Source organism: Lentzea jiangxiensis (assembly GCF_900104175.1).
GTDB lineage: Bacteria > Actinomycetota > Actinomycetes > Mycobacteriales > Pseudonocardiaceae > Lentzea > Lentzea jiangxiensis.
In genome coordinates, this window is record NZ_FNIX01000021.1 from 1 (window position 1) to 24,979 (window position 24,979).

General features: G+C 70.3%; 24 protein-coding genes and 1 pseudogene. 13 read left to right on the forward strand and 12 right to left on the reverse strand.

Translation table 11 applies throughout. The features are described from left to right. On the forward strand, positions 1–490 hold a 490-nt coding region (locus BLQ91_RS33835; protein ID WP_245734050.1), incomplete at its 5' end, for an ATP-binding protein. A gap of 590 nt (positions 491–1,080) precedes the next feature. Here BLQ91_RS33835 and BLQ91_RS33840 read toward each other — a convergent pair. The 3 genes from BLQ91_RS33840 to BLQ91_RS33855 form a co-directional block, all read right to left on the reverse strand. Beyond that, positions 1,081–1,905 carry an extensin family protein gene (locus tag BLQ91_RS33840; RefSeq protein WP_090103641.1) on the reverse strand — a complete coding sequence of 275 codons (825 nt, stop codon included), beginning with the start codon at positions 1,903–1,905 and terminating at the stop codon, positions 1,081–1,083. Between the two features lie 129 nt (positions 1,906–2,034). Further along, a complete protein-coding gene (locus tag BLQ91_RS42245) occupies positions 2,035–2,937 on the reverse strand; it encodes an SRPBCC family protein (protein ID WP_245734052.1) in 903 nt (300 codons plus the stop codon). 29 nt (positions 2,938–2,966) lie between these two features. Further along, entirely contained in the window at positions 2,967–4,229 is a 1,263-nt protein-coding gene (locus BLQ91_RS33855) for an NAD(P)/FAD-dependent oxidoreductase (protein WP_218130505.1), read from the reverse strand. A 79-nt stretch (positions 4,230–4,308) separates the two neighbouring features. On the opposite strand from BLQ91_RS33855, the gene BLQ91_RS33860 reads away from it, so the two are divergent. From BLQ91_RS33860 to BLQ91_RS33865, 3 genes are all read left to right on the forward strand, one after another. After that, positions 4,309–5,781, forward strand: coding sequence for an FAD-dependent oxidoreductase (locus BLQ91_RS33860; protein ID WP_090103643.1), 1,473 nt, complete (start codon positions 4,309–4,311; stop codon positions 5,779–5,781). 522 nt (positions 5,782–6,303) lie between these two features. After that, positions 6,304–6,648: a hypothetical protein gene (locus BLQ91_RS40680; RefSeq protein ID WP_143022946.1), complete on the forward strand. Its 345-nt coding sequence runs from the start codon at positions 6,304–6,306 to the stop codon at positions 6,646–6,648. Positions 6,649–6,958: 310 nt separating this feature from the next. After that, a complete protein-coding gene (locus tag BLQ91_RS33865; protein WP_176960094.1) occupies positions 6,959–9,073 on the forward strand; it encodes an NACHT domain-containing protein in 2,115 nt (704 codons plus the stop codon). A 359-nt stretch (positions 9,074–9,432) separates the two neighbouring features. Here the strand turns inward: BLQ91_RS33865 and BLQ91_RS33870 are convergent, their stop codons facing one another. Further along, on the reverse strand, positions 9,433–10,335 hold the full coding sequence (locus BLQ91_RS33870; RefSeq protein WP_090103647.1) for a LysR family transcriptional regulator: 903 nt from the start codon (positions 10,333–10,335) through the stop codon (positions 9,433–9,435). A 72-nt stretch (positions 10,336–10,407) separates the two neighbouring features. Here BLQ91_RS33870 and BLQ91_RS33875 point away from each other — a divergent pair, with 72 nt between their 5' ends. Then, the gene (locus tag BLQ91_RS33875) at positions 10,408–11,076 is read left to right on the forward strand and encodes a nitroreductase family protein (protein ID WP_090103650.1); all 669 of its coding nucleotides are present in this window, start codon (positions 10,408–10,410) and stop codon (positions 11,074–11,076) included. Between the two features lie 28 nt (positions 11,077–11,104). Beyond that, positions 11,105–11,968, forward strand: coding sequence for an AraC family transcriptional regulator (locus tag BLQ91_RS33880; protein ID WP_090103652.1), 864 nt, complete (start codon positions 11,105–11,107; stop codon positions 11,966–11,968). Here BLQ91_RS33880 and BLQ91_RS33885 read toward each other — a convergent pair. The 3 genes and pseudogenes from BLQ91_RS33885 to BLQ91_RS33895 form a co-directional block, all read right to left on the reverse strand. After that, complete coding sequence (locus tag BLQ91_RS33885) at positions 11,946–13,115, reverse strand: hypothetical protein (protein ID WP_143022948.1); 1,170 nt, start codon at positions 13,113–13,115, stop codon at positions 11,946–11,948. The two genes, BLQ91_RS33880 and BLQ91_RS33885, sit on opposite strands and share 23 nt — an antisense overlap. A gap of 15 nt (positions 13,116–13,130) precedes the next feature. Further along, the gene (locus tag BLQ91_RS33890) at positions 13,131–13,946 is read right to left on the reverse strand and encodes an SDR family NAD(P)-dependent oxidoreductase (protein WP_090103656.1); all 816 of its coding nucleotides are present in this window, start codon (positions 13,944–13,946) and stop codon (positions 13,131–13,133) included. A 109-nt stretch (positions 13,947–14,055) separates the two neighbouring features. Next, positions 14,056–14,431: pseudogene (locus tag BLQ91_RS33895) on the reverse strand (AMP-binding protein); the annotation flags it as partial. A 187-nt stretch (positions 14,432–14,618) separates the two neighbouring features. Between BLQ91_RS33895 and BLQ91_RS33900 the strand changes: the two are divergent. Together BLQ91_RS33900 and BLQ91_RS33905 are read left to right on the forward strand one after the other, a co-directional pair. After that, positions 14,619–15,380 carry a helix-turn-helix transcriptional regulator gene (locus tag BLQ91_RS33900; protein WP_143022949.1) on the forward strand — a complete coding sequence of 254 codons (762 nt, stop codon included), beginning with the start codon at positions 14,619–14,621 and terminating at the stop codon, positions 15,378–15,380. Further along, positions 15,381–15,803: a nitroreductase family deazaflavin-dependent oxidoreductase gene (locus BLQ91_RS33905; protein ID WP_090103660.1), complete on the forward strand. Its 423-nt coding sequence runs from the start codon at positions 15,381–15,383 to the stop codon at positions 15,801–15,803. A 25-nt stretch (positions 15,804–15,828) separates the two neighbouring features. Here the strand turns inward: BLQ91_RS33905 and BLQ91_RS33910 are convergent, their stop codons facing one another. Continuing rightward, positions 15,829–16,392 carry a TetR/AcrR family transcriptional regulator gene (locus tag BLQ91_RS33910; protein ID WP_090103662.1) on the reverse strand — a complete coding sequence of 188 codons (564 nt, stop codon included), beginning with the start codon at positions 16,390–16,392 and terminating at the stop codon, positions 15,829–15,831. Between the two features lie 19 nt (positions 16,393–16,411). Further along, the gene (locus BLQ91_RS33915; RefSeq protein WP_090103664.1) at positions 16,412–17,587 is read right to left on the reverse strand and encodes an MFS transporter; all 1,176 of its coding nucleotides are present in this window, start codon (positions 17,585–17,587) and stop codon (positions 16,412–16,414) included. Positions 17,588–17,924: 337 nt separating this feature from the next. On the opposite strand from BLQ91_RS33915, the gene BLQ91_RS33920 reads away from it, so the two are divergent. Beyond that, complete coding sequence (locus tag BLQ91_RS33920) at positions 17,925–19,145, forward strand: glycoside hydrolase family 16 protein (RefSeq protein ID WP_090103666.1); 1,221 nt, start codon at positions 17,925–17,927, stop codon at positions 19,143–19,145. Positions 19,146–19,243: 98 nt separating this feature from the next. Here BLQ91_RS33920 and BLQ91_RS33925 read toward each other — a convergent pair whose 3' ends face one another. Genes BLQ91_RS33925 through BLQ91_RS33935 form a run of 3 tightly spaced genes read right to left on the reverse strand, consistent with a single transcriptional unit; the run spans position 19,244 to position 21,128 of the window. Then, complete coding sequence (locus tag BLQ91_RS33925; RefSeq protein ID WP_090103668.1) at positions 19,244–20,104, reverse strand: ornithine cyclodeaminase family protein; 861 nt, start codon at positions 20,102–20,104, stop codon at positions 19,244–19,246. A gap of 21 nt (positions 20,105–20,125) precedes the next feature. Beyond that, on the reverse strand, positions 20,126–20,287 hold the full coding sequence (locus tag BLQ91_RS33930; RefSeq protein ID WP_090103670.1) for a DUF397 domain-containing protein: 162 nt from the start codon (positions 20,285–20,287) through the stop codon (positions 20,126–20,128). 10 nt (positions 20,288–20,297) lie between these two features. Beyond that, entirely contained in the window at positions 20,298–21,128 is an 831-nt protein-coding gene (locus BLQ91_RS33935) for a helix-turn-helix domain-containing protein (protein ID WP_176960095.1), read from the reverse strand. On the opposite strand from BLQ91_RS33935, the gene BLQ91_RS33940 reads away from it, so the two are divergent. Genes BLQ91_RS33940 through BLQ91_RS33945 form a run of 4 tightly spaced genes read left to right on the forward strand, consistent with a single transcriptional unit; the run spans position 21,127 to position 24,956 of the window. Further along, positions 21,127–21,444 carry an HC3 family zinc finger protein gene (locus BLQ91_RS33940; protein ID WP_143022950.1) on the forward strand — a complete coding sequence of 106 codons (318 nt, stop codon included), beginning with the start codon at positions 21,127–21,129 and terminating at the stop codon, positions 21,442–21,444. The genes BLQ91_RS33935 and BLQ91_RS33940 overlap by 2 nt on opposite strands. Beyond that, positions 21,426–21,674, forward strand: a complete 249-nt coding sequence (locus tag BLQ91_RS40685) for a hypothetical protein (protein ID WP_143022951.1) — start codon at positions 21,426–21,428, stop codon at positions 21,672–21,674. Before BLQ91_RS33940 ends, BLQ91_RS40685 begins: the two co-directional genes overlap by 19 nt. Beyond that, on the forward strand, positions 21,671–21,838 hold the full coding sequence (locus tag BLQ91_RS41755; RefSeq protein WP_176960096.1) for a hypothetical protein: 168 nt from the start codon (positions 21,671–21,673) through the stop codon (positions 21,836–21,838). The genes BLQ91_RS40685 and BLQ91_RS41755 overlap by 4 nt, the downstream gene beginning before the upstream one ends. A gap of 10 nt (positions 21,839–21,848) precedes the next feature. Further along, entirely contained in the window at positions 21,849–24,956 is a 3,108-nt protein-coding gene (locus BLQ91_RS33945; protein WP_090103675.1) for a phosphodiester glycosidase family protein, read from the forward strand. Positions 24,957–24,979 lie beyond the last annotated feature (23 nt).

Sequence of the window (24,979 nt, forward strand, 5' to 3'; positions counted from 1 at the left end):
CGCCCAGGTCGACGACCTGACACTCATCGCGCTGCCCACCGCGGTGAACTGCGCGGATCTGTTCGTGCGCTTCACACTCGGTGAGTGGCGGCTCAGGAACATGACCGCGGAGTGCTCGGCCGTCGCCTGCGCGCTGGTCGAAGCCGCTGTCGAGTCAGCAGACCCCAAGACGTCGCGGCTGATCACGCTGCGCCTCAGGCTGACCGGCGAGTACCTCGTCGTCGAGCTCGAGGCGGCGCGGTTCACCATGCCGCCGGCCTCGCCCGACCTGCGCACCGGCGAACTGCAGCTCGCCGGCGGCGTCAAGCTGATCTGGTGCGAGCTCCCGCTGCCGACGGGCGTGAACGCCACCGCGGTGCCGCTTCCCCGGCGCGAGAAGCGCCGTTCCCCCGCCGCCGAGGCGCTGGGCGACGAGCCGGACGTCGATCCCGAGCTCATCCAGCGCATCCTGTTCGGTCTCGGCGGCTCGATGGGCGGCGGCCCCCGCTGACACCTCCGGGTTCCGCGAAGGCGCATCCACCGAGTGGGTGCGCCTTCGTTGTGAGCGCGCTCTCACGGGCGCACGCTCCACCGGCCTGTTCCGAAGCCCCCTGAACAATTGGTTCACCGCCGGCAAGCCTGCCGTTCACCGACCGATGGCGCCACATTCCCACCACCCGAAAGAATGTCGCTCCGGCTGACGGACGGTTTCGTCACCAGCGTTTCCGATACGGTCTCGCACCACGCCGCCCGAACTGTCCCCGCACATTCGGAGAGGTGTGTCCCGCGACGATCAGCACGCTGGCCGCGGCCGGACTGGCCCTGTCCACCACCGTGGTCCGGGTGCCGCGTCGGCACGGCCGCCGTCGCCGTCTCCCCCGACATCAAGGCGTTCACCGTCACCGCAGCGACTGCACGGCCCAGGTGGAGCCGGGCGCTCAGCGACAGCCGGCAGGTCGCGCACCGGACGGACGGCTCGATCGAGACCGTCCACCACGTCGCCTGGAAGAAGTGCCCGAAGCAGCCCGCCGACCACGCCCGCGCACGGCGAGGCCGGAGCCCAGGAGGCATGGGCTCCGGCCTCGCCGCTTCTCGGCGAACTCAGATGTTCTGGTTCGCGAAGCCCTTCGTCGCGATCTTCGACAGCATCCCCTGCCACACCGACGAGCTGGTGTGCGGGTCGCCGGTCACGCCCAGCGCCGACTTGAGGCCGTTGAACGCGCTCGTCGTCGCGGGGCCCCAGATGCCGTCGATGGCGAGGCCGGACGCGCGGAAGTTGTTGCAGACGGCCTGCACGAACTTGGTGTCGGACTCGGAGTCCTTGACCGCGCGGACCGGCATGCCGCCGAAGTCGGCGTGGATGTGGTCGGCGTGGTCGGCGTTGTACCAGCCGTCGAGCACGTAGCGGAACCGGCGGCGGCACACGGCCTCCGTCGCGAGGTAGCGCTTGCGGACCGAGGCGGTGCCGGACGCGTGGGCCTGGTCGAGCGGCGAGATGGTGTTGCCGCCGGACCAGCGCACGTGGTCGAGGTCCATCGCGGTGCCGGCGCCGTGCTGGCCCGCCTTGTTGACGTAGAAGCCCGCGGAGACGATGTAGCTGATCGAGCCGTAGCTCGACGAGAGCGAGCGCAGGTCGCGGATCCAGGCGACCAGCGCGTTGTAGAACGCGTCGGTGGCCTGCCAGTTGCGCGCGGTCGTGTTGCCGCGGTTGGAACGCCAGTAGTAGACGGGCGTGCCGTCGATCTTCTGGAACGTCATCATCGCGAGCGCGCCGACCTCGGGCGTGAACTCGGACTCGCGGTGCTGGTCGTTGGTCTCGGGGGCGGCACTCGCCAGGCCCGGAGCGATGGTGGACAGGCCGGCGAGACCGGCGACCGCCGCCGCGCCCGTGACGAAGCCGCGTCTGGTGACGTTGTTCTCGAACACCCCAGTACTCCCTCTGCGTCCAGGCCGGCGGGGGCAGGGGAAGGGCCTGTCTCACCAACCGGCCCGAGGGAGTCTAGGGATCACATTCGCGCTGCGGAATCGCGCCTGACCTGCGGTTTTCCTCAGCCTTTACCGCACGTCGCCGAGCACGCGGATCAAGCTCTTCTCGGTCTCGGTGCCCAGTTTCTCGAGCGCGATCTTCGCGACCGGGGCGCCGATCTTCGCCACTCCGTTGAACTCCAGGTGCGCGTGGTAGGCGATCCTGGTGGTGCCGGGGGTGGCGCCGGCCGTGATCGTGATGTCGTCGGTGGCGGTGGCCGTGTCGTTGCGCCCGACGAACCGCAGACCGTTCGGCTCGTCGCGGGTCAGCTCGTAGACCAGCTCGGTCTTGCGGCCGAGGAACGTCGAGACGTTGCGCCAGCGCGCGCCGACCTCGACCGGGCCGTCGTCGAGGCGCGTGCACGACACGGTGCCCGGATCCCACTGCTCGGCGCGGGCGAAGTCGCGCAAGTACTCGACCACTCCCTCGGGCGAGGACGCGACCGTGAACGTGCGCTCGACGTCCACACCGGACGTCGACGGCGCGTCGAACGCCTGCGGCGCGCGGCGCAGCCGGTACTGGTCGACGAGCTCCGCCTGGCTCGCGGCCCGCGCCGACAGCCGTTCCAGGCGGTCGTCGTCGAAGCTCTTCAGCTTGCGCAGCGTCCGCCACAGAGCGGTCTTGCCTTCGATGCCGATCCGCAGGCCCTCCAGCTCGAGGACGTCGCTGAGCGGTGAGCGGCCGAGCACCTTGCCGTTGAGCTTGAGCATGCCGGCCTTCTCGCTCAGCCAGCCGATCGCCGCCTTGTGCGGGCGCGACTCGACGCCGACCTCGCGCATGAAGTCGAGCAGCTCCTTGCGGTCCGCCTCGATGTCGTCGGCGAGCACGCGCAGCTCGGGGTGGGTGCGGCTGATGCGGCGGCTGAGCTCGGTACCCGCCGTCATCGCGGCCAGGTGGTCGTTGAGGTAGATGCCCAGCAGCTCCGTGTTCACGCCGGTCGGTTACCCCTGACCAAACCTGTTCAGGTGCGTTCCACGGCCTTCATCGGCTGGAGGATGATCGGCTGCGCGCGGCGGCCGGTGAGCAGGTTCCAGCCCCACTGCGCGAGCACCGCGACCCGGTTGCGCCACCCGACGAGGAACGCGAGGTGCACGCCCGCCCACGCCGCCTTGCCGATCACGCCCTTGAGACGCAGCTTCTTGATGTCCGCGACGGCGTCACCGGGCGAGATCGTGGCCATCGTGCCGAGGTCGAGGTAGCGGAACGGCTTATGCCGGCGCCCCTGCAGCCGCGCCTTGATCACGCGGGCGACGTGGTGGCCCTCCTGCAGCGCGGGCTCGGCGATGCCGGGCAGGTCGTTCAGGTTGACCATGTCGCCGATGGCGAAGACCTCGTCCGTGACGGAGCAGTCGACGGGGTTGACCTTGATGCGGCCCCTGCGGTCGACCTCGGCCCCGGTCGCCTCGGCGAGCTTGCGCGCGAGCGGCGAGGCCTGCACCCCGGCCGCCCAGATGATCGTCCGCGCCTCCACCCGGTCGCCGTCCTTGGTCGTGAGGCCCCGGTCGTCGATGGACGCGACCATGGCGCTGGTCATGACCGTCACGCCCATGCGCTCCAGCTTCAGCCTGGCGTGGTCGCGCAGCGGCGGGGAGAACGGCGGCAGCACGTGCGGCACGGCGTCCATCAGCGTGATCCGGACGTCGCGCGGGTCGATCCCGCGGAACTGGCCCTTCAACGCCCGGCGGGCGAGGTCCGCGAGCTGGCCCGCCAGCTCGACTCCGGTCGGTCCGGCACCGACGACCGCGAACGACAGCCACTGCTTCGGGTCGTCCGCCGACACCGCCGTCTCGAACGCGCGGAGCAGCTTCGAGCGCAGGTCGACGGCCTGTTCGAGGGTCTTCATGGGCGGCGCGGACTCGGCCCACTCGTCGTGGCCGAAGTAGCTGTCCTGCGAGCCCGCGGCCACGACGAGCGTGTCGTACTCGATGGTGCTCGACCGCCCGTCGGGCAGGTCGACGTGGACGCGCCGCGCGGCGGTGTCGAAGCCGGTGACCTCTCCCAGCAGGACGTGGGCGTTGCGCTGCTTGCGCAGGATCGCGCGGAACGCCGGGGCGATGTCGCCCGCGGGCAGCAGGGCGGTCGCCACCTGGTAGAGCAGCGGCTGGAACAGGTGGTGGTTCGTGCGGTCGACCAGCGTGACCTCGGCGTCCGCGCGCTTCAGCCCGCGCACGACGCCCAGCCCGCCGAACCCGCCTCCGACAACGACTACGCGGTGCTTGCTCATGGGGGTCGCATACCCGCTTCCGGGGTGAGGTATCCGGACGACGCCGCATAGGGCTCCTCCACGCGGGTACCACCTGCTCATGACCACCACCGCTGACCAGTCGCTCTGGCTCGCCGCGCTCTCGCCGAAGACCCGTCCGCCGCTGACCGGCGAGCACGCCTTCGACGTCGCCGTGGTCGGCGGCGGCATCACCGGCATCACCACCGCGCTGCTGCTCAAGCGGCGCGGTCTGAGCGTCGCCGTGCTGGAGGCGGGCCGGGTGGCGTCGGGCGTGTCCGGCAACAACACCGCCAAGGTGACCGCCCTGCAGTCCACTGTGTACTCGCAGATCCGCTCCAAGCACGGCCTCCCCGCCGCGACCGACTACGCCACCGCCTCGCTCGCCGCCGTCGCCCAGGTCGCGGAGCTGGCCAAGGACATCGACTGCGACCTGCGCCGCTCGCCCGCCGTGACCTACGCCTACACCGAGTCCGAAAGGCGCGACGTCGACCACGAGCTGATCGCCGCGCGCCAGGTCGGCCTGCCGGTGCGCAGCACCACGGACGTCGACCTGCCGTTCGAGGTGTACGCGGCGGTGCGGCTGGACGACCAGCTCAAGCTGCACCCGGTGAAGTACCTGCAGGGCCTCGCCGAGGAGGTCGACGGCGACGGGAGCCGGATCTTCGAGCACAGCCGCGTGCTCGACGTCAGCGGCAACCGGGTCTCCACGGCGGAAGGCGCCGTCACCGCGGACAAGATCGTGATCGCGACGCACTACCCGACGCTCGACCGCGGCCTCTACTTCGCCCGCATGGAGCTCACCCGTGCCTACTGCGTCGCGGCCCGCGTCAGCAGTCCTCCGGAGGCGCTCGCGATCAGCACGGGCAGCCCCTCCTGGTCGATCTCGGCGCACGAGGACAAGGTGATCATCGCGGGCCAGAGCCACTCGACCGGCAAGCCCGTGGTGGAGCCGTTCCGGCGACTGGAGGACTTCGCCCGCGAGCACTGGCAGGTGCAGGAGATCACGCACCGCTGGTCGGCGCAGGACCCGACGGCCTACGACCACCTGCCGATGATCGGCAGCTACCTGCCCGGCAACACCACGATGTTCACCGCAACGGGTTACATGAAGTGGGGCCTGACCAGCGGCACGTTCGCGGCGTCCCTGCTGGCGGACCTCGTGACGGACAAGCCGAACGAGCTGGCCGAGCGCTTCAGCCCGCACCGGCTGTCGCTCAAGTCGCTGCCCACCCTCGTGAAGAAGAACGCCGAGGTCGCGGCGGAGATGATCGGCGACAGGGTCACCCCCGCCGACGCCACCTCGAGCGAGGACCTGCCGCCCGGCCACGCCCACGTCGTCCGCGACGGCCTGGGCAAGATGGGCGTCTACCGCGACGACGACGGCAAGCTGCACGGCGTGTCGATGCGCTGCACCCACCTCGGCTGCCTGGTGCGGTTCAACGCCGCCGAACGCAGCTGGGACTGCCCGTGCCACGGCTCGCGCTTCGACGTCGACGGGTCCGTGCTGGAGGGACCGGCGACCCGCCCCCTCCCGAAGCGCGACCCGAGGTAGGCCGGCTCTTCGCCACGGGCGGTGATCTGCTCGGCCGCCGGCGACAGTGCCACCCGGTCGCCGGGAACCCGGACGTATCGCCGAGTCGTGCGACAGATCCGTCCACTAGGGACAGGGCTCCACCGACGTGCACGTTGTCGTTCGGCATCACCGGCTTCCTGAAGGCACGCCCAGGAACCGCACCGCTTCAGCAGCGCCGTCCCACCACGGAGCACCCACCCGGAAGGCGTGCGCACCGGCCCGGCACGCAGCCGCCCACCACAGCGATCGCGCCTCCCTTCTCGCCGAGACCGGACTTTCACCGACTCGGCCACCCCGCAAAGCAGCAGCGACGGAGAAGGCGCCTATCACGTCCGCATAACCGCCACGTCCACTGAATCGTTTCCGACGCATCGACCGGCCCCTGGGAAAACCCGGTGGTCGACGTGGACGAATTGGAATGGACCACCGAGAACATGAATTAGATTCACGCCAACCTTCGAGCGGCGTAACACCGCGCCGGTCGCCGACGAACACACAGGGATGCACTCCGGCCCTTCTTGCGCCGAGCGGCCACGACCTCACCCGCACTTCTCGCAGAACGTAATTTTTAGTCACGCTCAGTCACAAAGAATTCTTTCTCATCAAGAATCATTTTCGATCTCCACCCGCATTTCCGCACGAAGCCGGATCGGCGACGGCAAACCGTACGGCCATCAGGCATTCGACCAGCCAGAGCGCGACCACGGGGAATCATCGGTCAAGCCGATCACCCGCGCTTTCGACGAATATCCATTCGGCGCGCCGATCAAGCCGTTCATCGAAGAAGTGGCGCCGTGGGCCGGATCCAACCGTTGCAGTCCGTCATGCTTCTCCACGGTCGGGTGAACTAGCCCCTACACGTTGGGCCTAGCGCACAGCGGCGGCCGGCGCTCCGCCCAGGACCGCCCCCCAGACGTACGCCCACCACCCCAGCTCCGCACCACTTGGTTCAGCGACGGCACTTCCGCCAGCACCACCGCGCCGTCCTCGAAGAAGACAGGACTCCCGATCTTGGCACGGACACACCTCACCGCGGCGCCCTTCCGCGGCTTTTCCGTTGCGCAGCAACCTCTTGGCGGTCGCAGGACGGTGCACACAGGGCCGGCATGACATCAGGCTCCGCACCGACACACTGCAACGGAAGAGGGGGACGGCCGTGCATCGGCCCAAGGTGGTGGCGACGGTGGCGTTCGCCGCCCCGTTCGCGATCGCGATCCTGATCAATCTCGCCACCGAGACGGTTGACCTTCCGTCGTGGTCGGCACCGGTGGTGTGGGGCTCGCTCGCGAGCCTGATCCTCCTCGCACACAGGCTCCCGGCACCACCGGCGCCGGCGCCTGCGGCCGGCGCGAGCGCGCGCGATCTGCTGAACGAGAACACCGATCGGCTCGCCGAGTCGGTCAAGACGCAGTGGCGCGACGAGGAGGAGCGCAGACGCCTGCACCACCCCGGCCCGCTGGCTCTTCGGTGGACCAACGCCGACGAGACGTTGATCGACCGCTGGTCCAACATCCGCCGGTTGGCGAGTGGGGAGAACGGCGGTCCGCTGGACCTCGCCGGGAAGATCAGCGAAGTCGGGACCGTCCACCGGCGCATCCCGTCCGGCCGGCTGGTCGTCCTGGGCGGTGCGGGTTCCGGCAAGTCGGTGCTGGCCCTGCGCCTGGTGCTGGCGTTGCTCGAGCAGCGGCGTCGAAGCGACCCCGTCCCGGTGATGTTCACCGTGACGTCGTGGATTCCGGGCGCGACGACGTTCAGGGAGTGGCTCGTCCGCCAGCTCGTCCGCGACCACCCGTGGCTGGGCCAGCCGGGCGCCGGCGGTCGGAGCGTCGCCGCCGACCTCGTCGACAGGCGCAAGATCCTGCCAGTGCTGGACGGCTTCGACGAGATGGCGCCGAGCTTGCAGGTCGAGGCGGTGAAGGTGCTCAACCGCAACAGGATGGCCCTGGTCGTGATCTGCCGCCTCGACCAGTTCCGGGCTGTCGTCCGCTCGGCCGGGGTGCTCGCGGAGGCAGCGGCGATCGAGATCGCCGACCTGGAGCTGAGCGACGTCGCCGACTACCTCCCCCGAACCACCGCGGCCCGGCGGACGCCGCCCGGCGACGGCACGGACTGGGACACGGTGCTCGACGCGCTGCGCGATCACCCGGAGGACGACGCGGCCGCCACCCTGACCACGGTCCTGTCCTCCCCGCTCATGGTCGAGCTGGCCCGCACGGTCTACAGCGACGCCCCGCGGGCGAACCCCAAGGAGCTGCTCGACTCCGAGGCCTTCCCGACTCCTGGCGCGGTCGAACGGCACCTGCTCGACGAATTCCTGCCGGCCGCCTACCGGCAACCACCGGTCGCACGGCCGGCCGACGCCCCCTCCGGCAAGCGGTACACGGCCGCGGAGGCGAAGAAGTGGCTGACCCACCTGACCCGCAGCCGCGATCACGAGATCGCGTGGTGGCGCATGGGCCGGCGGGTGCACCCGGCCACCGCGACGACGCTCTACGCGGCGATCTTCGCGACCGTCTTCGGAGCCTTCTTCCGCCTCGACGCGGCGCTCTACCTGACGACCTGCTGCACCCTGCTGTCCGCCTTCTCCACGGTGCGATCGCCGTTGCCGGTTCAGGCCAGCCTGCAGTTCCGGGAGTTCGTGGTCGCGCTGGGACAAGAGGCCGTCAAGGGCCTGCGCGGCCGTCTGAGCGAGGGTCTGCTGTTCGGAGGCCTGGTCGGCACCGGGTTCGGGGTCGTGCTGGGGTTGACGACCGTCGCCGGAGGTCTCCTCCTCGGAGTGGCGTGCTGGCTCGCCGGCACCTTGCTGTACATGGTCGTCGCCCTGCGGTCCAGGGTGTTCACCAGGTTCGTCAACCACCACGCCGCGCCGTGCCCGGTCCAGATGATCGCCGACGACCGCAGGTGCGCGATCGTCCGTTCCGCGGTTCTGGGCCTGGCGACGGGGATTCCCACGTTGGGTCTGTTCGACCTGGCACGAGCGGCGGAGATGGCGATGGCGGTGGCGGTGACCTACGCCTTGAGCGGTACGGCGTGGGGGCGCTGGCTCGTGATCGTGCGGTTCTGGCTCCCTCTCACCGGACGCTTGCCGTGGAAGCTGCACGCCTTCCTCGACGACGCTTGCGAGCGAGCGGTGCTGCGCCAGACCGGGGCGATCTACGAGTTCCGCCACATCGCGTTGCGCACCAACCTGATCGCCCACGACCGGGGACACCGGCCGGTCCCGAACGCATCGGCACCGCCTCGTCGCGAGGAGCCGCCTCCGGCGAGTTGACGAGCTTCTAGCGGGCACCGCGAGCGCGGTGCCCGCTGAAAGCCATAGATGAGAGCGCTCATCGGGTCCGGCCGACGCTGCTCCCGAGGCGAGTGCGCGGGCCGCAACGGCCTCGTTCCAGCGTCCGTCGCGATCAGTTCGGATCGCGCGCGGCGAACCTCGTCGACCGTGTCGCGGTTTATCACTCGATGTTGTCCTTCCTGCTCGGATCACCAGAACCGCTGTCACCAATCGATGCGCGGCGGCCGAGACCGTCTGATGTGGACGGTCACCTGGCCTGCACCCCACCGGAGACCACACCTCGCGTGAACCCCGAGTTCGCGCCTTTCGCCACTGGGCGAACCGGGACCGAAAACCTCCTACTGGGCGAACAACGCGGCGCAGTGGTCGGCGAACGCTTGCGCGCGGCGCGTCAGCGGCCCGTTCGCCCAGCCCAGCACCACGGGCGTCGTGGGCACCTCGTCGCGCAACGGCACGGCGACCACCTCCAGCCCCTCGTACGACCGGCCCAGCGCGGGCTGCTGCACGGTGATCGAGTACCCGATCCCCCGCGCCACCAGCGACCGCGCGAGCTCGAAGCTGCGCGCCCGGTGCGTCACGACCATCTCCGCCCCGGCTGCCGCGAACACCGAGCGGAAGTAGCGCTCGCTCGGCGGAACGTCGAGCAGCACGAACGGATCCCCGGCGAGCTCGCGCAGCGCCACCGCACGACGGCGGCGCAACCGGTGGTCCGCGGGCAGGAGCACCTTCGGGGGCTGGTCGTACAGCGTCCGGGTCGTGATGCCCGGCACCAGGTCCTGGTCGTAGAGGAACGCGATCTCGCACCGCCCGGACACCACGTCCTCCCCGATCTCCGGCAGGCTCCCCTCTACGAACCGGACCGACACCTCCGGGTGTGCTCGCTCGAACGTGGCGATCGCGGCGGGCAGGTGGAACGGCGCGATCGGCGTGTAGCAGCCGACCGTGAGCACACCGCCGATCTTCTGGCTGAGCCCGCGCGCCTCGACGCCGAGGTCACCCATCGCGCCGACCACGCGGCGGGCGTCCGCGAGCACTCGCGCGCCCGCCGCCGTCACAGTGGCACCGCGCCGGGGTGACCGGACGACGAGCCGCAGGTCGAGCGCGCGTTCCAGTTCGCTCAACGCCAGCGAGATCGCACCTTGCGTGACGTGGCACCGAGCGGCGGCGCCGGTCACCGAGCCGGTTTCCGCCACCGCGATCAGGTATTCCAGCTGCCGCACCGTCACGTTCGGCAAATTCATGAGCAGAGCTTATAGCTGAGTTCAAGAACTTGAGCTGGCCAAAACAGTCGGCTACCGGCACTGTCGCCAGTCGTGACCCGACCGCACCGCCACCCGTTCCGCCCGTACACCCCGCCGCGAGTGCCGATCGGCGAAGGACTCGACCGCGGCCGCGCGTTCCACCGCCTGCTGGACGAACGGCGGTCCGTGCGCTGGTTCTCGCCCGACCCCGTGCCGGCGGAAGCGGTCGAACTCGCCGTGCGAGCCGCGAACACCGCCCCGAGCGGAGCGCACCAGCAGCCGTGGCGGTTCGTCGCCACGCGGGACCCCGGCCTCAAGCACCGCATCCGCTCGGCGGCCGAGGAGGAGGAACGCCGCTTCTACCACGAGCGCGCGGTCCCCGACTGGCACGCGGCCCTGGCCCGCCTGGAGACCGACGCGACCAAGGAGTTCCTCGAAGTCGCCCCGTGGCTGGTGGTCGCGTTCGCGCAGAAGCAGCAGGACGGCAAGAAGACCTACTACACGAACGAAAGCGTCGGCATCGCCTGCGGCTTCTTCATCGCCGCGTTGCACACGATGGGTTTGGCGACGCTGACGCACACACCGAACCCGATGACGTTCCTCAGCGACCTGCTGGGACGGGAGGGCGAACGGCCGTACATCCTCTTCCCGGTCGGCTACCCGGCCGACGACTGCGAGGTGCCGGACCTCCGCCGCAAACCGCTGGGCGAGGCACTCACGTTCACCGGCGGATTTGCCTGATCATCCCGCCGACGAGGAGCATCGGGGCGTGGACGAACTGCGCGCGTTGCTCGCCAAGCACGCCAGGCCCGACCTGACCACGGCGATCCCGGACGTCCTGGTCTCGAAGACCACGGTCGCCGGGCCGCCCGCGCCGTCGATGACCGGCACGATCCTCGCGTTCGTCGCCCAAGGCCGCAAACGCATCGCGTCGGGCGACCGCGTCCACGACTACCGGGCCGGCCAGTACCTGGTCGCCTCGGTCGACCTGCCGATCACCGGCAACTACGTGGACATCAGCCCGTCGGAACCCGCGCTCGGCCTCGGCCTGGTCCTGCGCCCCGACGACGTCGCCCACCTCCTGCTGTCCCAGGACCTCCCGAAGCCCTCCGGCACCCCGGAGGGCCTGGCCGTCAGCGACGCGAGCCCCGAGCTGGTCGACGCCGTGACGAGACTCGCGCGCCTGCTGGACCGGCCCCGCGACGCGCGGGCGCTGGCCCCGCTCGTCAAGCAGGAGATCCTCTGGCGGGTGATGACCGGCGAGCAGGGCGCGGCGGTGCGCCAGCTCGGCTCGCAGGACAGCAGCCTCAGCCACATCTCCCGGGCCGTCACGTGGATCCGCGAGAACTTCGCCGAGTCGTTCAGGGTCGAGACCGTCGCGCGGATCGCGGGCATGAGCGAGTCGGCGTTCTACCGCAACTTCCAGGCCGTCACGGCCATGAGCCCGATCCAGTTCCAGAAGCAGATCCGCCTGCAGGAGGCCCGGTTGCTGCTCGCGACGACCCGGGACGTGACGAGCGTGAGCCACCGCGTCGGCTACGACAGCCCGTCGCAGTTCAGCCGCGAGTACCGGCGCCAGTTCGGCGCGCCGCCGAGCCGCGACGCCCGCCTCAGGCCGCAGCCCGCTCTCTGACGTCCAGGTAGACCGCGCGGACCTCCAGCGTCCGCTCGACCTTCTCGAGCACCGGGGCGAAGAACTGGCGCCGGTGCTCGGCGTCGCTCATCGAGATCACCGAGAAGTACATGCTGCCGAACGCCGCGAACAGCGTGGCGTTGCGCAGCATCGCCTGCGGCACCCCGAGCCACGAGAGGGCGGGCGGCGACCCGATCCACTGCTCGGCTATCTCCGGTGTGACGACGATCAGCCCCAGCAGCACGAAGAACGCGAAGAGCGCGAGCCCGACGACGGCGGCCTGCACGAGCTGGCGGATCGCGAGCATCACCAGCAGGTTGCGCACCTGCCGGCCGGTCAACCGCCTGGGCGGCAGCGGCGCGGCGATCTCGACGCCGGACAGCGGCGTGCCCTCGCAGGCGCCCCGCAGGACCTCCGGCCGCAGGTCCTGCTCCACCCGGCCGATCTCGTCGCGCAACCGGGCGGCGGCCGCCAGCACGGTGATCGCGGCGAACAGCAGCACGACGAGGCTGACGCGAGGCCAGCGCAGCTGGTTCATCGCCTGCCACAGCTCACCGGTGAAGAACAGGAACAGCGTCACGAACAGCATCGGCGGCAACGCCCGCCCGAGCAGGTGCACGCTGTTGCGCAGGTCCGCGATCACGTGCCGGATCGCGGCTTTGAGCAACGCCCCGAGCCCGTAGGTGGTGGCGAGCATCGTCGCCACGAACGCGAACCCGAACACGACGACGAACCACACCAGCGCGACCCACACCGAGTCGGTCTCGCGGTCGCCGTCCGGCGCGGTGAACTTGATGTCGATCGCGGACTGCACCAGCGGCGTGGCCACCGGGGTCACCGCGTACGCGACCAGCACCAGCACCGTCGTGCGCGGCGAGAAGCTCGGCATCCGCCGCACGAACAGCGACAGCAGGACCCACGCCGACACCGTCGTCGCGACGATCAGCCCGAGCAGCAGCCACCGCGACAGCCCGGAGGACTGCTGCAGCACCAGCCACGCGAGGCTGCCGACGGCGACGAACGTGAGCGCGGGTGTCATCCGCGGCAGCACGTGCGACCGGAAGCCGTAGCCCTCGATCATGGTCGGCGCGCCCTGCCGCACGAACCACTGCTCGGTCCGCCGCAGCAGGACGTCCTCCGAAACCATGCCGGAGATCATCCCTCAGCGGTCGTAGAGCTTCGCCATCACGCTGAAGTAGTGGGTCGGCATGATGCGGGCGAGCGCGTCGAACACGTACGCGTCCGGCCCGACCAGCACCCGCGACTTGCCCTTCTCGACGCCGCGGTGGATGATCTCGGCCGCCTTGTCCGGGGTCGTGAGGGCCATCTTGTCGAAGTCCGCCGCCATCTGCTCCCGCGACCGGCCGCGCACGTCCAGCTCGCTGTAGACGCGCGCGTTGCGGATGATGTTGGTCTTGATGCCGCCGGGGTGCACGGTGACGGCGGAGACGCCCGTGCCGCGCAACTCCTGGCGCAACGAGTCGGTGAAGCCGCGGACGGCGAACTTCGCGGCGCAGTAGGCGCTCTGGTTCGGCATGCCGACGAGCCCGAACACGCTGGAGGTGTTCACGACGACGCCGTAGTTCTGCTTCACGAGCTGCGGCAGGAACGCCCGCGTGCCGTGCACGACGCCCCAGTAGTTGATGTCGAACAGCCAGGAGTCGTCCTCCGGCACGGAGTTCAGCACGCTCGTCGAGGTGGCGACGCCCGCGTTGTTGAACACCGCGGCCAGCGGGAGGTCCAGCCAGTCCTGGACCTCCCTCGCGAACTCACCGACGTCGCCGGCGTCGCGCACGTCGAGCACCCGCGTGAGGACCGGGCCGGTGAGCGAGGCCGCGGTCTTCTCCAGCTCGCTCCCGTCGACGTCGGCGATGGCCACCGGACAACCGTTGCGGGACAACCGCTGCGCGAGGCTGCGGCCGATCCCCGAGGCCGCCCCGGTGATCACCGCCGGACGTCCTGAGATCCTGCGGACCATGTCTGCTCCTGTCGTCGGGGACGGCGGAGCCCCCACGTTAGCGGCGCGGCTCGGGGAACTGGTCGTCCCTCCACTCCCCGGTCGACGAGCACGACCGGCACACCGGGCAGCCGGGCGAGCTGATGTTGAGCTGCACGTCTCCTGGCCGGACGCCGATCCAACGCATGGTCGTGAGGTGCCCGACCGGGTACGAGGCCTGGGTGTGCTCGACGAGCTTCGGGCGGCTGGTCGTGCCGGACGGTGCCGCGCCGCAGGCGGTCGGCGAGGTCCGCCGGTCCGAGGGCGGTGGTGGTCGGCATGACGACGGCACCGAGCTCCATCACCGCGGGCATCGACTCCCACAGCTCGACCTGGTTGCCGAGCATGATCACCACGCTGTCGCCCTTGCCGACGCCGTGGCGCACGAGCCAGCGCGCGACGCGGTTCGAGCGGCGGCGCATCTCGTCGAACGAGCAGGCGCGCTCGTCGCCGTCCTCCTCGACGATGTTCACGTGAACGCTTCCGGGTCGCTGAGCACGAGGTCGCGGGCCGCGCGGCAGGTGTCGTGACCGGACATCGCCGGCCTCCTGTTCCGCCGGTACGGAGGGTGCGGAGGGGCTCAGGCGATCGGGATACCCCCGTCCGGGGGTGCACCCCTTTTTAAGGGTGCCGTCGTCAGCGAAACTGCTGGACGTGTCGCCAGACCGCTTCCAGGCGTTGCTGCCGCAACGGCTGGACGTGCTCCGCCGAGCCACCGGGCTGCCCGTCGTGTTCGGCGGTGCCGTCACGCCCGGCCACGACCTGGTGCTGAGCAGCTTCTTCGGCACGCACGGCACGTCGTTGCGGGGACTGCGCGTCGGCACCGGCCGCGGCCTCGGCGGCACCGCGATCGCGATGGGCACGGCGGTCCGCGTCAACGACTACGCCTCCACCCGGGCGATCACCCACGAGTTCGACCAGATGGTGGTCGTGGAGGAACGGCTCACCTCGGTGTTCGCCTACCCGGTGACGGTGCGCGGCACCGTGCACGGCGTCCTGTACGGGGCCGTGCGCGGGCAGGCGACCGTCGGCGACCGGGCGATCAGGATCGCCGGCGCCATCGCGCAGGGCTTCGCACAGGACCTGGACATGCCTTCACTGCACACACAAGCCGCACTCCGCGAACTGGCCGAGGTCACCAAGCTCGTCGACGACCCCGTGCTGCGCGAACGGCTCCACAACGTCCACCGGAACCTCGGCGGCGAGGCTCCCGTCTCCGTCCCGACGGGCCTGACGCCCCGCGAACTCGATACGCTCCGGCTGGCCGCGGTCGGTGCCTCGAACCGGGAGATAGCCGCCGAGCTCGGGTTGAGCACCGAAACCGTCAAGGCCTACCTCCGCAGCTCGATGCGCAAGCTGGGGGTGCACAACAGAACCGCCGCGGTCCACGCGGCGAGGTCGACGGGAGCGCTCTGAATGTCGTTGCTGCAGAAGGCCGTCACCGGCACGGACCGCCTGCTGTACAAGCTGACCGGCGGCAAGGTCGGGCTCGTGTCGTTCAGCGGTCAGAAGGGCCTCACGCTCATCACCACCGGCGCCAAGACCGGTGAGCGGCGCGAGAACCAGGTCCAGTACGTGGCCGACGGCGACTCGATGCTGGTCGTCGGGTCGAACTGGGGCAAGCCGCACCACCCGGCTTGGACGGCGAACCTGCTGAAGAACCCGGACATCCAGGTGAACGTGCGCGGCGACGTCCGCGACGTGCGGGCGACGCTGCTCCAGGGCGCCGAACGCGAGCAGGCCTGGGCGAGGATGGTGGAGGCCTGGCCCGCGTTCCAGGACTACGTGCGGCGCTCAGGCGGTCGCGAGCTGCGGGTCTTCCGCCTCACCGCGCGCTGAGCCCCACGCCGGCCAGGCGTCCACCTCACGGTTTTCCCCCGAGGTCGTCCAGGTACAGGCGGACCAGCTGCTCGTAGGTGTCGTCGAGCCCCTCCGGCAGGCCGAACCCGCCACCCGACTCGATCGACGCGAAGCCGTGCACGATCACCCGCAGCCGCCGCGTGGCGTGGACGGCGTCCGAGCCCTCCAGGCCGTAGCTCCGCAGGGTCGCGTACATGACCTCGACGAGCTTCTGCCCCGCCGCCTTCTGCAGGTCGTCGCGCAGCGGGTCCATCGGAGCGGCCGCGTAGCGCTTCGGGTGCTGCTGGACGTACGCCCGGTACGCGTGCATGAGCGCGCGGACGGCGTCCTCCCCCGACCGGCCGAGGACCGCGCCGGTGAAGTGGGACGTCATGTCCTCCAGCACCCGCACGCCGAGGTGGGCGCGCAGCTCCGCGAGGCTCGCGACGTGCTTGTAGAGCGACGGCGTGGCGACCCCGGTGCGGGCGGCGACGGCGGCGAGCGTCAGTCCCTCGACGCCCTGCTCGTCGACCAGCCCCAGCGCGGCGTCCACGACCTTCGCGGTGGTGAGACCTGCTCGAACTGCCATAGCCGTAAAGCTATTTGCATTAGCCAGACGTCGTCAAGGGCGCCTTCCTGACGACGTGACCCACGAGGGCGATAGTGGCCATCAGAGCGACGAGCCCACAAACGCCGTACCACCCGAACCGCACGAACGCCTGCACGCCCAGCCACGATCCGACCGCACCGCCGATGTACGCGCACGTCATGTAGGCGGTGTTCAGACGTCCGCGATGGGTGTCGCTCAGGTCGTACATGCGGGTGGAGTTGGCCACCGAACCGCACTGCATCGCCACGTCGAGCACGAGTGTGCCGAGCACCAGGGCGACCAGCCCGGCGACGCCACCGGCACCGCCGAACGCGAGCACCCCGGCCGACCCGGTCACCGCGAGCATGCAGACGAGGTTCACCGGATCCGATCCCCGCCGGTCCACGATCCGCCCGGCGACCGGCGTCGCGGCCATCGTCACGAGGTTGACCAGTGCCAGCAGCCCGACGGCCTGCGCGCCGTAGCCGTAGCGCGGACCGGTCAGCAGCAGCGCGACACTCCCCCAGACCGCGCTGAACGCCCCGAAGACCATCGCCTGGTAGCCGCACGACCGGCGCAGTTCGGGTTCGTCCCGCAGCAGCCGCAACGGTTCCAGCAACAGCGAGGGGTACGGCTGCCGCGTGTGCGGTTCGGTCGCCGGCAGCGCCCGCCACAGCGCCACGGCCATCACGAACGCGAGCCCGGAGGCCACGAGGTACGGCGCCCGCCAGTCCAGCCACTCCCCGAGCACGCCGCCGGCGGTGCGCGCGAGCAACATCCCGCCGATCGACCCGGCGAGCATCGTCCCGCTGGCCACGCCCCGGTTCTGCGGTGACACCATCCCGGCCACCATCGGCCCGATGATCGGCGCGATCACCGTCGCGACCCCCACGGCGACCCCCGCGGCGAACAACGGCCCGAACGACGGCGCGAACCCCGCGACGGCCAGCCCCAGCCCGGTGGCGGTGAACAGCGCGGCGGTCAACGGCCGGTACGGCACCCGGTCGCCCAGCGGCACCAGCAGGAAGATCCCGCACGCGTACCCGATCTGCGCGGCCGTGACGACCAGTGCGGCGCTGCCCGCCGGGATGCCGAGCCCGTCGGCGACCAGCGGCGTGAGCGCCTGCGGGAAGTACACGTTGCCGACCGCCACACCGCACGCGACCGCGAGCAGCCACGTCATCCCCCGAGTCATGACCCGAACGCTGGCGGGTGCCACCACCCGGCGCAATCGAATTCACACCCCGAGCCAGGTCGCTGAGCCCATCGGGGGACGCACCTCACCCCACCGGACGCGACGCGGGCAACGGCGGGACATGTTTCCGTCCAAACAGGACGGGGGCTGCCGTCTCCCCGATCCGCTGTCCCAGTAGGACTGATCGTTCCCACTGCCCGCATTCGCGGGAACGCTCCCTGAGAGCGCTCTCATCTGACAAAATTCTGAAAACCTTTACACGTTGACCGAGAGTCACGGCATGACAACACTTCCGAACCACTGGGCGCACAACTAAACACCCGGAAAGGTCGGTTCGATGCAGCGACGCATCGGGACGGCCCTCGCCGCGGCCTTGATGGTCGCCGCGGGGATCACCGTCGCCACCACCAGCCAAGCTCCCCCTGCCAACGCGGCGGTGACCTGGGCCGACGAGTTCAACGCTCCCGCCGGCACCGGTGTCGACGGTGGCAAGTGGCAAATGGAAGTGGGCAACAACAACGGCAACAACAGGGAACATCAGTGGTACCAGGCGGGTACCTCGAACGCGGCGCACGACGGCCAGGGCAACCTGGTCATCACGGCCAAGCGTGAGAACCCCGGCAACTACAACTGCTGGTACGGCAGGTGTCAGTACACCTCCGCCCGCATCAACACCGCGGGCAAGTTCACCCAGACCTACGGCCGGTTCGAAGCGCGGATGAAGATGCCGCGCGGCAAGGGGATCTGGCCCGCGTTCTGGATGCTGGGTGCCGACATCAACACCGGCAACCCGTGGCCGGGCTCCGGCGAGATCGACATCATGGAGTTCCTGGGCCACCAGACGAACACCGTGTACGGCACGATCCACGGCCCCGGCTACTCCGGTTCCGGCGGCCTGCTGCACCAGTACAACGGCCCGAACTTCTCCGACGGCTTCCACAACTTCGCCGTCGACTGGCGTCCGGGTGAGATCGTCTGGTCCGTCGACGGCCAGGTCTACGGCCGCAAGACGCCTGCCGATCTCGGTGGCCGCGAGTGGGTGTTCAACAAGCCGTTCTTCATCATCATCAACCTCGCGGTCGGTGGTGAGTGGCCCGGCTACCCCGACGCCAGCACGACGTTCCCGCAGCAGCTCGTGATCGACTGGGTCCGCGTCTCCAACGACAGCCCGCCCGCCGGCGGTGGCTCGGAGATCCGCGGCATCGGCGGCAAGTGCCTCGACGTGCCCTGGGCGAACACCGCCAACGGCACGCCCATCCAGGTCGTCGGCTGCAACGGCAACGTCGCCCAGAAGTGGAGCCGTCCCGGTGACGGCACGATCCGCGCGCTGGGCAAGTGCCTCGACGTGTCCGGTGGCGGCACCGCCAACGGCACGGTGGTCCAGCTCTGGGACTGCAACGGGTCCGCCGCCCAGCAATGGGCCGTCAGCGGGGCGCAGGACATCGTGAACCCGCAGGCGAACAAGTGCCTGGACACCGTGGGAGGCTCCTCGGCGGACGGCACGAGAACCCACATCTGGCAGTGCCTCGGCGTTGCCAGCCAGAAGTGGCAGGTCTGAGTTCTCTCCCCGCCGGGTCGCGCACGGCCTGACGGGGAGAACGACGGCGCTGGACGTGAGCCCTCGCGGCGGATGGGTTCACGTCCAGCGCTTTCCCGTCACCGCGCCAGAAGCCTCGCGACGGCCCAGTCCTGCACCGCGACGCCGACCGATTTGAACACGGTCCGCCCCTCGCGCAGCGGCGGGTTCCCCAGCGCCGCACCGAGCTCGACGAGCGACTCGAGCCGCAGCACCCCGCCGCGCACCGCCCGGATGATCTCGCCGGCCTCGCTCAGCGCCGCCTCGACCTGGTCCACCACGACGACTCCGGCGGTCGCCAGCAGCTCCTGCGGCAGCTCCCGCATCACCGGCCGGTACGACCCGATCGCGTTGACGTGCACCCGTTCCTTCAACGCCTCGCACCGGAACAACGGCACCGTCGACGCCGTCGCACAGCACACGACGTCCGCGCCCTCCACCGCGCTCTCGCCATCGGCGGCCACGTCCACGACCGTGCCCGGCAACTCGTCCGCCAGGCCCTCCAGCAACGCCTCGGCCTTGCGGGCGTGCCGGTTGAACACGACGAGCTTCTTCAACGGCCGCACCGCGTGCACGGCCCTGATCTGGTCCGCTGCCTGCGCACCGGCCCCCAGCAACGCGAGGTGCGAGGCGTCTTCATCCGCCAGCAGGTCCGTGGCCACCCCGACCACAGCGCCGGTCCGCAACGTCGTGAGCGGCACCGCGTCCGCCACGAACTGCCCGTCCGGGTGCGAGTACACCACCGTGCCGGTGATGACCGGATCGCGCTCGACCTCGATGCTGACCACCTTCACGGCGGTCGACCTCGTGGGCCGGTGGTGCACCGCCATGACGAGCGACCGGCTGTCGCCGAACGCCTGCCGCGGCGGCAGGTCGAACTCCTCCGCGGCCATCCCGGCGAACGCGGCGCGGACGGCTTCGATCGCTGCGGGCATCGTCATGGTTCGGATCGTAACGACCGGCTAGCGCACGACCTTGACCGCGCTCAGGAACGCCGTCCACGCCGCCGCGCCCACCTCGACGTGGGTGGCGGGTGCCTTGCTGTCGCGGATGCCGACGCCGGTGGCGACTTCGACGCAGGCGCTGGCGTTCGCGCTGTAGGTGCTCTTGTGCCACGCGGCCATCGAGGTCTCCTCACGTCAGCAGCTTCTTGATCAGCTCCCTCGATTGTTCCGCATCCAGGGCGACGAGTTCGAGCCCTTCGACGATTCGCCGGTACGCCTTGACCGCGCCGGGGGACTCGATGATCAGACTGGAGTTCTCGCTCTCCAGGAACACCGCGTCGTCGTACCTGTCGAAGGTCAGCATGTCGAACGACCCGGCCATGCCCGCGTGCGCTCCGACACCGAGCGGCACGACCCTGAGATCGATGCTCGGCCTGGCGGCCAGCTTGTCCAGGTGCAGCAGCTGCTCGCGCATCACCCCCGGCCCGCCGACCTCGTTCAGCAACACCGGTTCGGGGATGAAGAAGCGCGCCTCCAACCCGCTGCGGAACGCCTCCTGCCGCAAAGCCCGCGCCGCCACCCGCGCCTCCCGCTCGTCGGCGGGCACGTTCACGCAGGCGGCCAGCACCGCGCGGGTGTAGTCCGAGGTCTGCAACATCCCGTGCAGCAACATCGTCTGCCAGCTGATCAACTTCTCCGCGAGGCGTTCGTGCTCGACCAGCGTCCTGGGGCTGATCGGCGCGCACACCCCGTGGTCCTGCCACCAGCCCTTCACGCCGGTGCCGGGGAAGAGCGACATCAGGTGGTCGCGTTCCGCCTGCGATGTTCGGCACACGCCCAGCAGCAGCGCGAGTTCGAGTTCGGTCGAGCCGCCCTTGCCGTTGACGAGGTCCGAAAGCTTCGCCTCCTGCCAGTTCAGGAGATCGGCGACAGCGCGTGAAGTCATTCCCGTGGCGGCGATGGCCGCACGGAGGCCGTCCCCGAACTCACGGCCTCTCACAGTGGAGAATCTTTTCGGCATGGCGAGGACCGTAGACCCGCTCAGCACCATTCCAGAACGTTTGGCCGCAACACAACCCAAAAGGGCGTTAGCTTGGACCACTTCCAAGTCGCACAATGAGCTGGTGAGATTTCGTTGGACGCCCCACGGGGGGCTGCGTCACGCCATCCCCGACGATCTGACCTGGGGACAGGCCGTCGAGACGCTGTGCGGAAATCCGTTCATCCCGCAACAGATAGGCCTGTGGCGCGACAAGAACGTGTGGCCGACCTGCCGGGACTGCGACGTCATCTGGCGCGAGAGCGAGGGGATCCTGCCATGGCCGCGGAATTCCTGACTGAAGACCTTCTGCGCGTATCTCTTCAACGCCTCTCGCGTGAGGTGGTGAAGACTTATCCACAGTTTGGCGAGATGCTCGCACAAAATATGTTGCGCACATGCGGACTGATTCCCGACCTCGAGCGCGCAGCGCACTATAGGGAGCTGGGCACGCTTCTCATCGACCTCGGTCGGCTGTACCTCGCCGAGGCCGAGGAGCTGTCCACGGTGCAGGCGCCACCTCCTTGAAGTCCGGTGTCGTCACGACCGCGCGGCCGCCGGTGCCGAACCCGCGCGCCGGTGTCGCCGGGTCCTGCCCACCGGCGGCCGGGCCGGTCCCGCGGGGAGCGCCGGGCGGGGTGACGAGGCGCGAGGCGTCGACCGCCGGGCGGATCTCCACCGGGCCGGTCTAGGTTCCAAGGCGTGACGAGACGTGCACTTGCCGTGATCATCGCCGCTGTCCTGATCGCGCCCGTTCCCCCTTCTCACGCCCGGGCCGACGACAGGCGCATCGTGACCGACCACGTCGAGAGACCGGTCGCGCCGGGCGTCACGCTCAGCTCCTTCGACTTCTACGAGCCCGACGGCTGGGTCCGCGGTGACGCCCTCGCCGTCGACCTCGCGAAGACGCGGGTCGGGTACGTCGACCCGGGCACCGTCACGCAGGCCGCTCCCCTGTCCCGGCAGACCCCGCGCGCCGTCGCGGCGGTCAACGGGGACTTCTTCGACATCGACAACTCCAACGCGCCCGAAGGTGTCGGCATCCAGGACGGCCGCCTCCGGAAGTCCGGCACCGGACGGGCGGTCGGGATCGACGCGGCGGGCATCGGCAGCGTGATGGAGACCTTCCTCGAAGGCACGCTCAACGGCACGCACAAGCTGACGCAGCTCAACAGCGCGTCGATCGACACGGACGGCATCGGCGTCTTCAACCCGTTGTGGGGCACGTACAGCAGAGCGCGCGCTACGCAGGGTTCGGCGAACACGGCCGAGGTGATCGTCAAGGACGACGTCGTCCAGAAGGTCCAGAGCCCGAGCGCGGATCCCGTCGAGGGGTACGCGCTGGTGGGTCGTGACAGGGGCGCGGACGTGCTCCGGGCGTTCCAGCCCGGGGACAGGGTCACCGTCGACTACCGCAGCCGCACGAGCAACGGCAGCGAGCCCAGGACGGCCATCGGCGGCCGGCAGCTGCTGGTGGAGGGCGGCAGGAACGTCGCACCGGCCGACGCGGCGCACCCGCGCACGGCGGTCGGCTTCTCGCGGGACGGCAGGAAGATGTTCCTGCTGACCGTCGACGGGCGGCAGAGCGCCCACCTCCCCGGCCTCGACCTGGGCGACCTCGCCGACGCCATGATCGAGCTCGGCGCGCACAACGCCCTGAACCTCGACGGCGGCGGCTCGTCGACGATGCTCGCCCGCGAGCCCGGCACCACGGTGCTTGAGGTGGTCAACACGCCGTCCGACGGCGGCGAGCGCCCGGTCGCGAACGGCCTCGCGCTCTACGCGCCGGCCGGGTCCGGGAGGCTCACCGGGTTCGACGTGCGGACCGTGAGCAAGCGCGTCTTCCCCGGCCTGTCCCGCAGGGTGACCGTGCGCGGCCACGACGAGACGTTCGGCCCGGTTCTCGACAACAGGCACGTCACGCGCGCAACGGGTGGATGGGCGGTCGGCGACACCTTCCACGCGGCGCCGCACCCGGGACGTGCGTCGTTCACCGCCTCCCGCGGCCACACGAGCGCGACCACCGAGCTGACCGTGCTGGGCGAGCTGCGGCGGCTCGCGCCGGAGAGCCCGCGGGTCAGCCTGGCCGAGGGCGAGAGCAAGCCGTTGCGGATCAACGGTTTCGACGCCAGGGGGTTCAGCGCGCCGCTGGAGCGCGCCGACCTCGACCTCCGCTACGACCGCGAGGTCGTCGAGGTGACGCCGGACCTGCGGATCAGGGCGCTCAAGCCCGGCGCGACCACGGTCAGGGCGCGGGTGCGGGGCCAGGAGACCCTGGTCGCCGTCACGGTCGGCGTCACCGACGAGCTGATCGCCACCTTCGACGACGCTCCACAGTGGATGTTCGGCTCCGCCCGCGCCACCGGCGGGGTGGCGCCGGCGCCGGACGGCCACACCGGGCAGGGGCTGAGGCTGAGCTACGACTTCACGCGGTCGACCGGCACGCGCACGGCGTACGCGATGCCGCCCAAGCCGTTGCAGGTGCCCGGACAACCGCTCTCACTCGCCGCGCAGGTGCGCGGCAGCGGCAAAGGCGAGTGGACGGCGTTCACCGTGGAGGACTCGACAGGACGGTCGCGGCCGCTCTACGGCCCGCACATCACCTGGCACGGCTGGCGGCGGATCGAGGTCGCGGTGCCCCCGGAGCTCGAGTTCCCCGTGCGGGTCACGAGGTTCACCACGATCGAGACCGAGGCGGACCGCTCGTACACCGGTGAGGTGCTCGTCGACGACATCGTCGCACGGGTGCCACCGCCGGTCGCCCTGCCACCCGTCCCGGACCTGCGCGAGGACGTGATCGGCCCGGCGGAGGGCTGGAAGTTCGCGGTCGTGTCGGACGCCCAGTTCGTCGCGCGCGACCCGGACAGCGAGCTCGTCAGGGCAGCCCGCCGCACGTTGCGCGAGGTCAGGGCGTCCGGCGCGGAGTTCGTGGTGGTCAACGGCGACTTCGTCGACGAGGCGTCCCCCGCCGACCTGCGGCTGGCGCGCAGGGTGCTGACCGAGGAGCTGGGCGACTTCCCCTGGTACTACGTGCCGGGCAACCACGAGGTCATGGGGCCCGGCACGATCGACAACTTCCGCCGCGAGTTCGGCGTCACCCACCGCGCGTTCGACCACCGGGGCACCCGGTTCGTGCTGCTCGACTCGTCGACCGGGACGCTGCGGGGCGGCGGCTTCGAGCAGGTGCGGATGCTCCGGGACGCGCTGGACACCGCCCGGGGCCAGGTCGTCGTGATGATGCACCACCCGCCGCGCGATCCCACGCCCGCGCGCACCAGCCAGCTCGCCGACCGGATGGAGTCGGACTACTTCGAGCGCCTGCTGTCCGAACGCGACGGACCGACGGCGTTCATCGGCGGCCACGTGGGAGGGTTCTTCGCCTCCACTGTGGACGGTGTCCCGCACGTGATCAACGGCAACTCCGGCAAGGCACCCGCCCAGGCGGGCGGGTTCACCGGCTGGACGCTCGTCGGCGTCTCGGGCAGCGGCGTCAGGGCCGAGGTCCGGCCCCACGTGGACGCGCTCCGGCTCGACGCTCCCGCGAGCCTGCGCCCCGGCGAGGCGAAACCGCTTGCGGCCACGGTGAAACAGGGTGCGCGGACCGTTCCGGTGGGATATCCGATGGGCGCGGTGTGGGAAGGGTCACGCGAGCTGCACGTCGGCGGGCGGGACGGCATCAGGCCGTGGCACGTCGCGCGGCTCGACCCGGACACCGGCGTGCTCACCGGGATAAGGCCTGGTCAGGTCAATATCTCGGTTCGCCTCAACGGGGTGGCGGCTGCGGCGGACGTCCGCGTCGAGGCGCCCTGAGCCGGTCTGGGTGAGTGCGGTGT

Excerpts from the sequence above, each read along its gene's own strand:
- BLQ91_RS33930 (WP_090103670.1), bottom strand. The coding sequence starts at position 20,287 with ATGGCCGCGTGGCACAAGAGCACCTACAGCGCGAACGCCAGCGCCTGC.
- BLQ91_RS33870 (WP_090103647.1), bottom strand. The coding sequence starts at position 10,335 with ATGAATTTGCCGAACGTGACGGTGCGGCAGCTGGAATACCTGATCGCG.
- BLQ91_RS33890 (WP_090103656.1), bottom strand. The coding sequence starts at position 13,946 with ATGGTCCGCAGGATCTCAGGACGTCCGGCGGTGATCACCGGGGCGGCC.
- BLQ91_RS33920 (WP_090103666.1), top strand. The coding sequence starts at position 17,925 with ATGCAGCGACGCATCGGGACGGCCCTCGCCGCGGCCTTGATGGTCGCC.
- BLQ91_RS33885 (WP_143022948.1), bottom strand. The coding sequence starts at position 13,115 with ATGGTTTCGGAGGACGTCCTGCTGCGGCGGACCGAGCAGTGGTTCGTG.
- BLQ91_RS33860 (WP_090103643.1), top strand. The coding sequence starts at position 4,309 with ATGACCACCACCGCTGACCAGTCGCTCTGGCTCGCCGCGCTCTCGCCG.
- BLQ91_RS33935 (WP_176960095.1), bottom strand. The coding sequence starts at position 21,128 with ATGCCGAAAAGATTCTCCACTGTGAGAGGCCGTGAGTTCGGGGACGGC.
- BLQ91_RS40685 (WP_143022951.1), top strand. The coding sequence starts at position 21,426 with ATGGCCGCGGAATTCCTGACTGAAGACCTTCTGCGCGTATCTCTTCAA.
- BLQ91_RS33905 (WP_090103660.1), top strand. The coding sequence starts at position 15,381 with ATGTCGTTGCTGCAGAAGGCCGTCACCGGCACGGACCGCCTGCTGTAC.
- BLQ91_RS33855 (WP_218130505.1), bottom strand. The coding sequence starts at position 4,229 with ATGAGCAAGCACCGCGTAGTCGTTGTCGGAGGCGGGTTCGGCGGGCTG.
- BLQ91_RS33940 (WP_143022950.1), top strand. The coding sequence starts at position 21,127 with ATGGCGAGGACCGTAGACCCGCTCAGCACCATTCCAGAACGTTTGGCC.
- BLQ91_RS40680 (WP_143022946.1), top strand. The coding sequence starts at position 6,304 with ATGCACTCCGGCCCTTCTTGCGCCGAGCGGCCACGACCTCACCCGCAC.
- BLQ91_RS33910 (WP_090103662.1), bottom strand. The coding sequence starts at position 16,392 with ATGGCAGTTCGAGCAGGTCTCACCACCGCGAAGGTCGTGGACGCCGCG.
- BLQ91_RS33915 (WP_090103664.1), bottom strand. The coding sequence starts at position 17,587 with ATGACTCGGGGGATGACGTGGCTGCTCGCGGTCGCGTGCGGTGTGGCG.
- BLQ91_RS33925 (WP_090103668.1), bottom strand. The coding sequence starts at position 20,104 with ATGACGATGCCCGCAGCGATCGAAGCCGTCCGCGCCGCGTTCGCCGGG.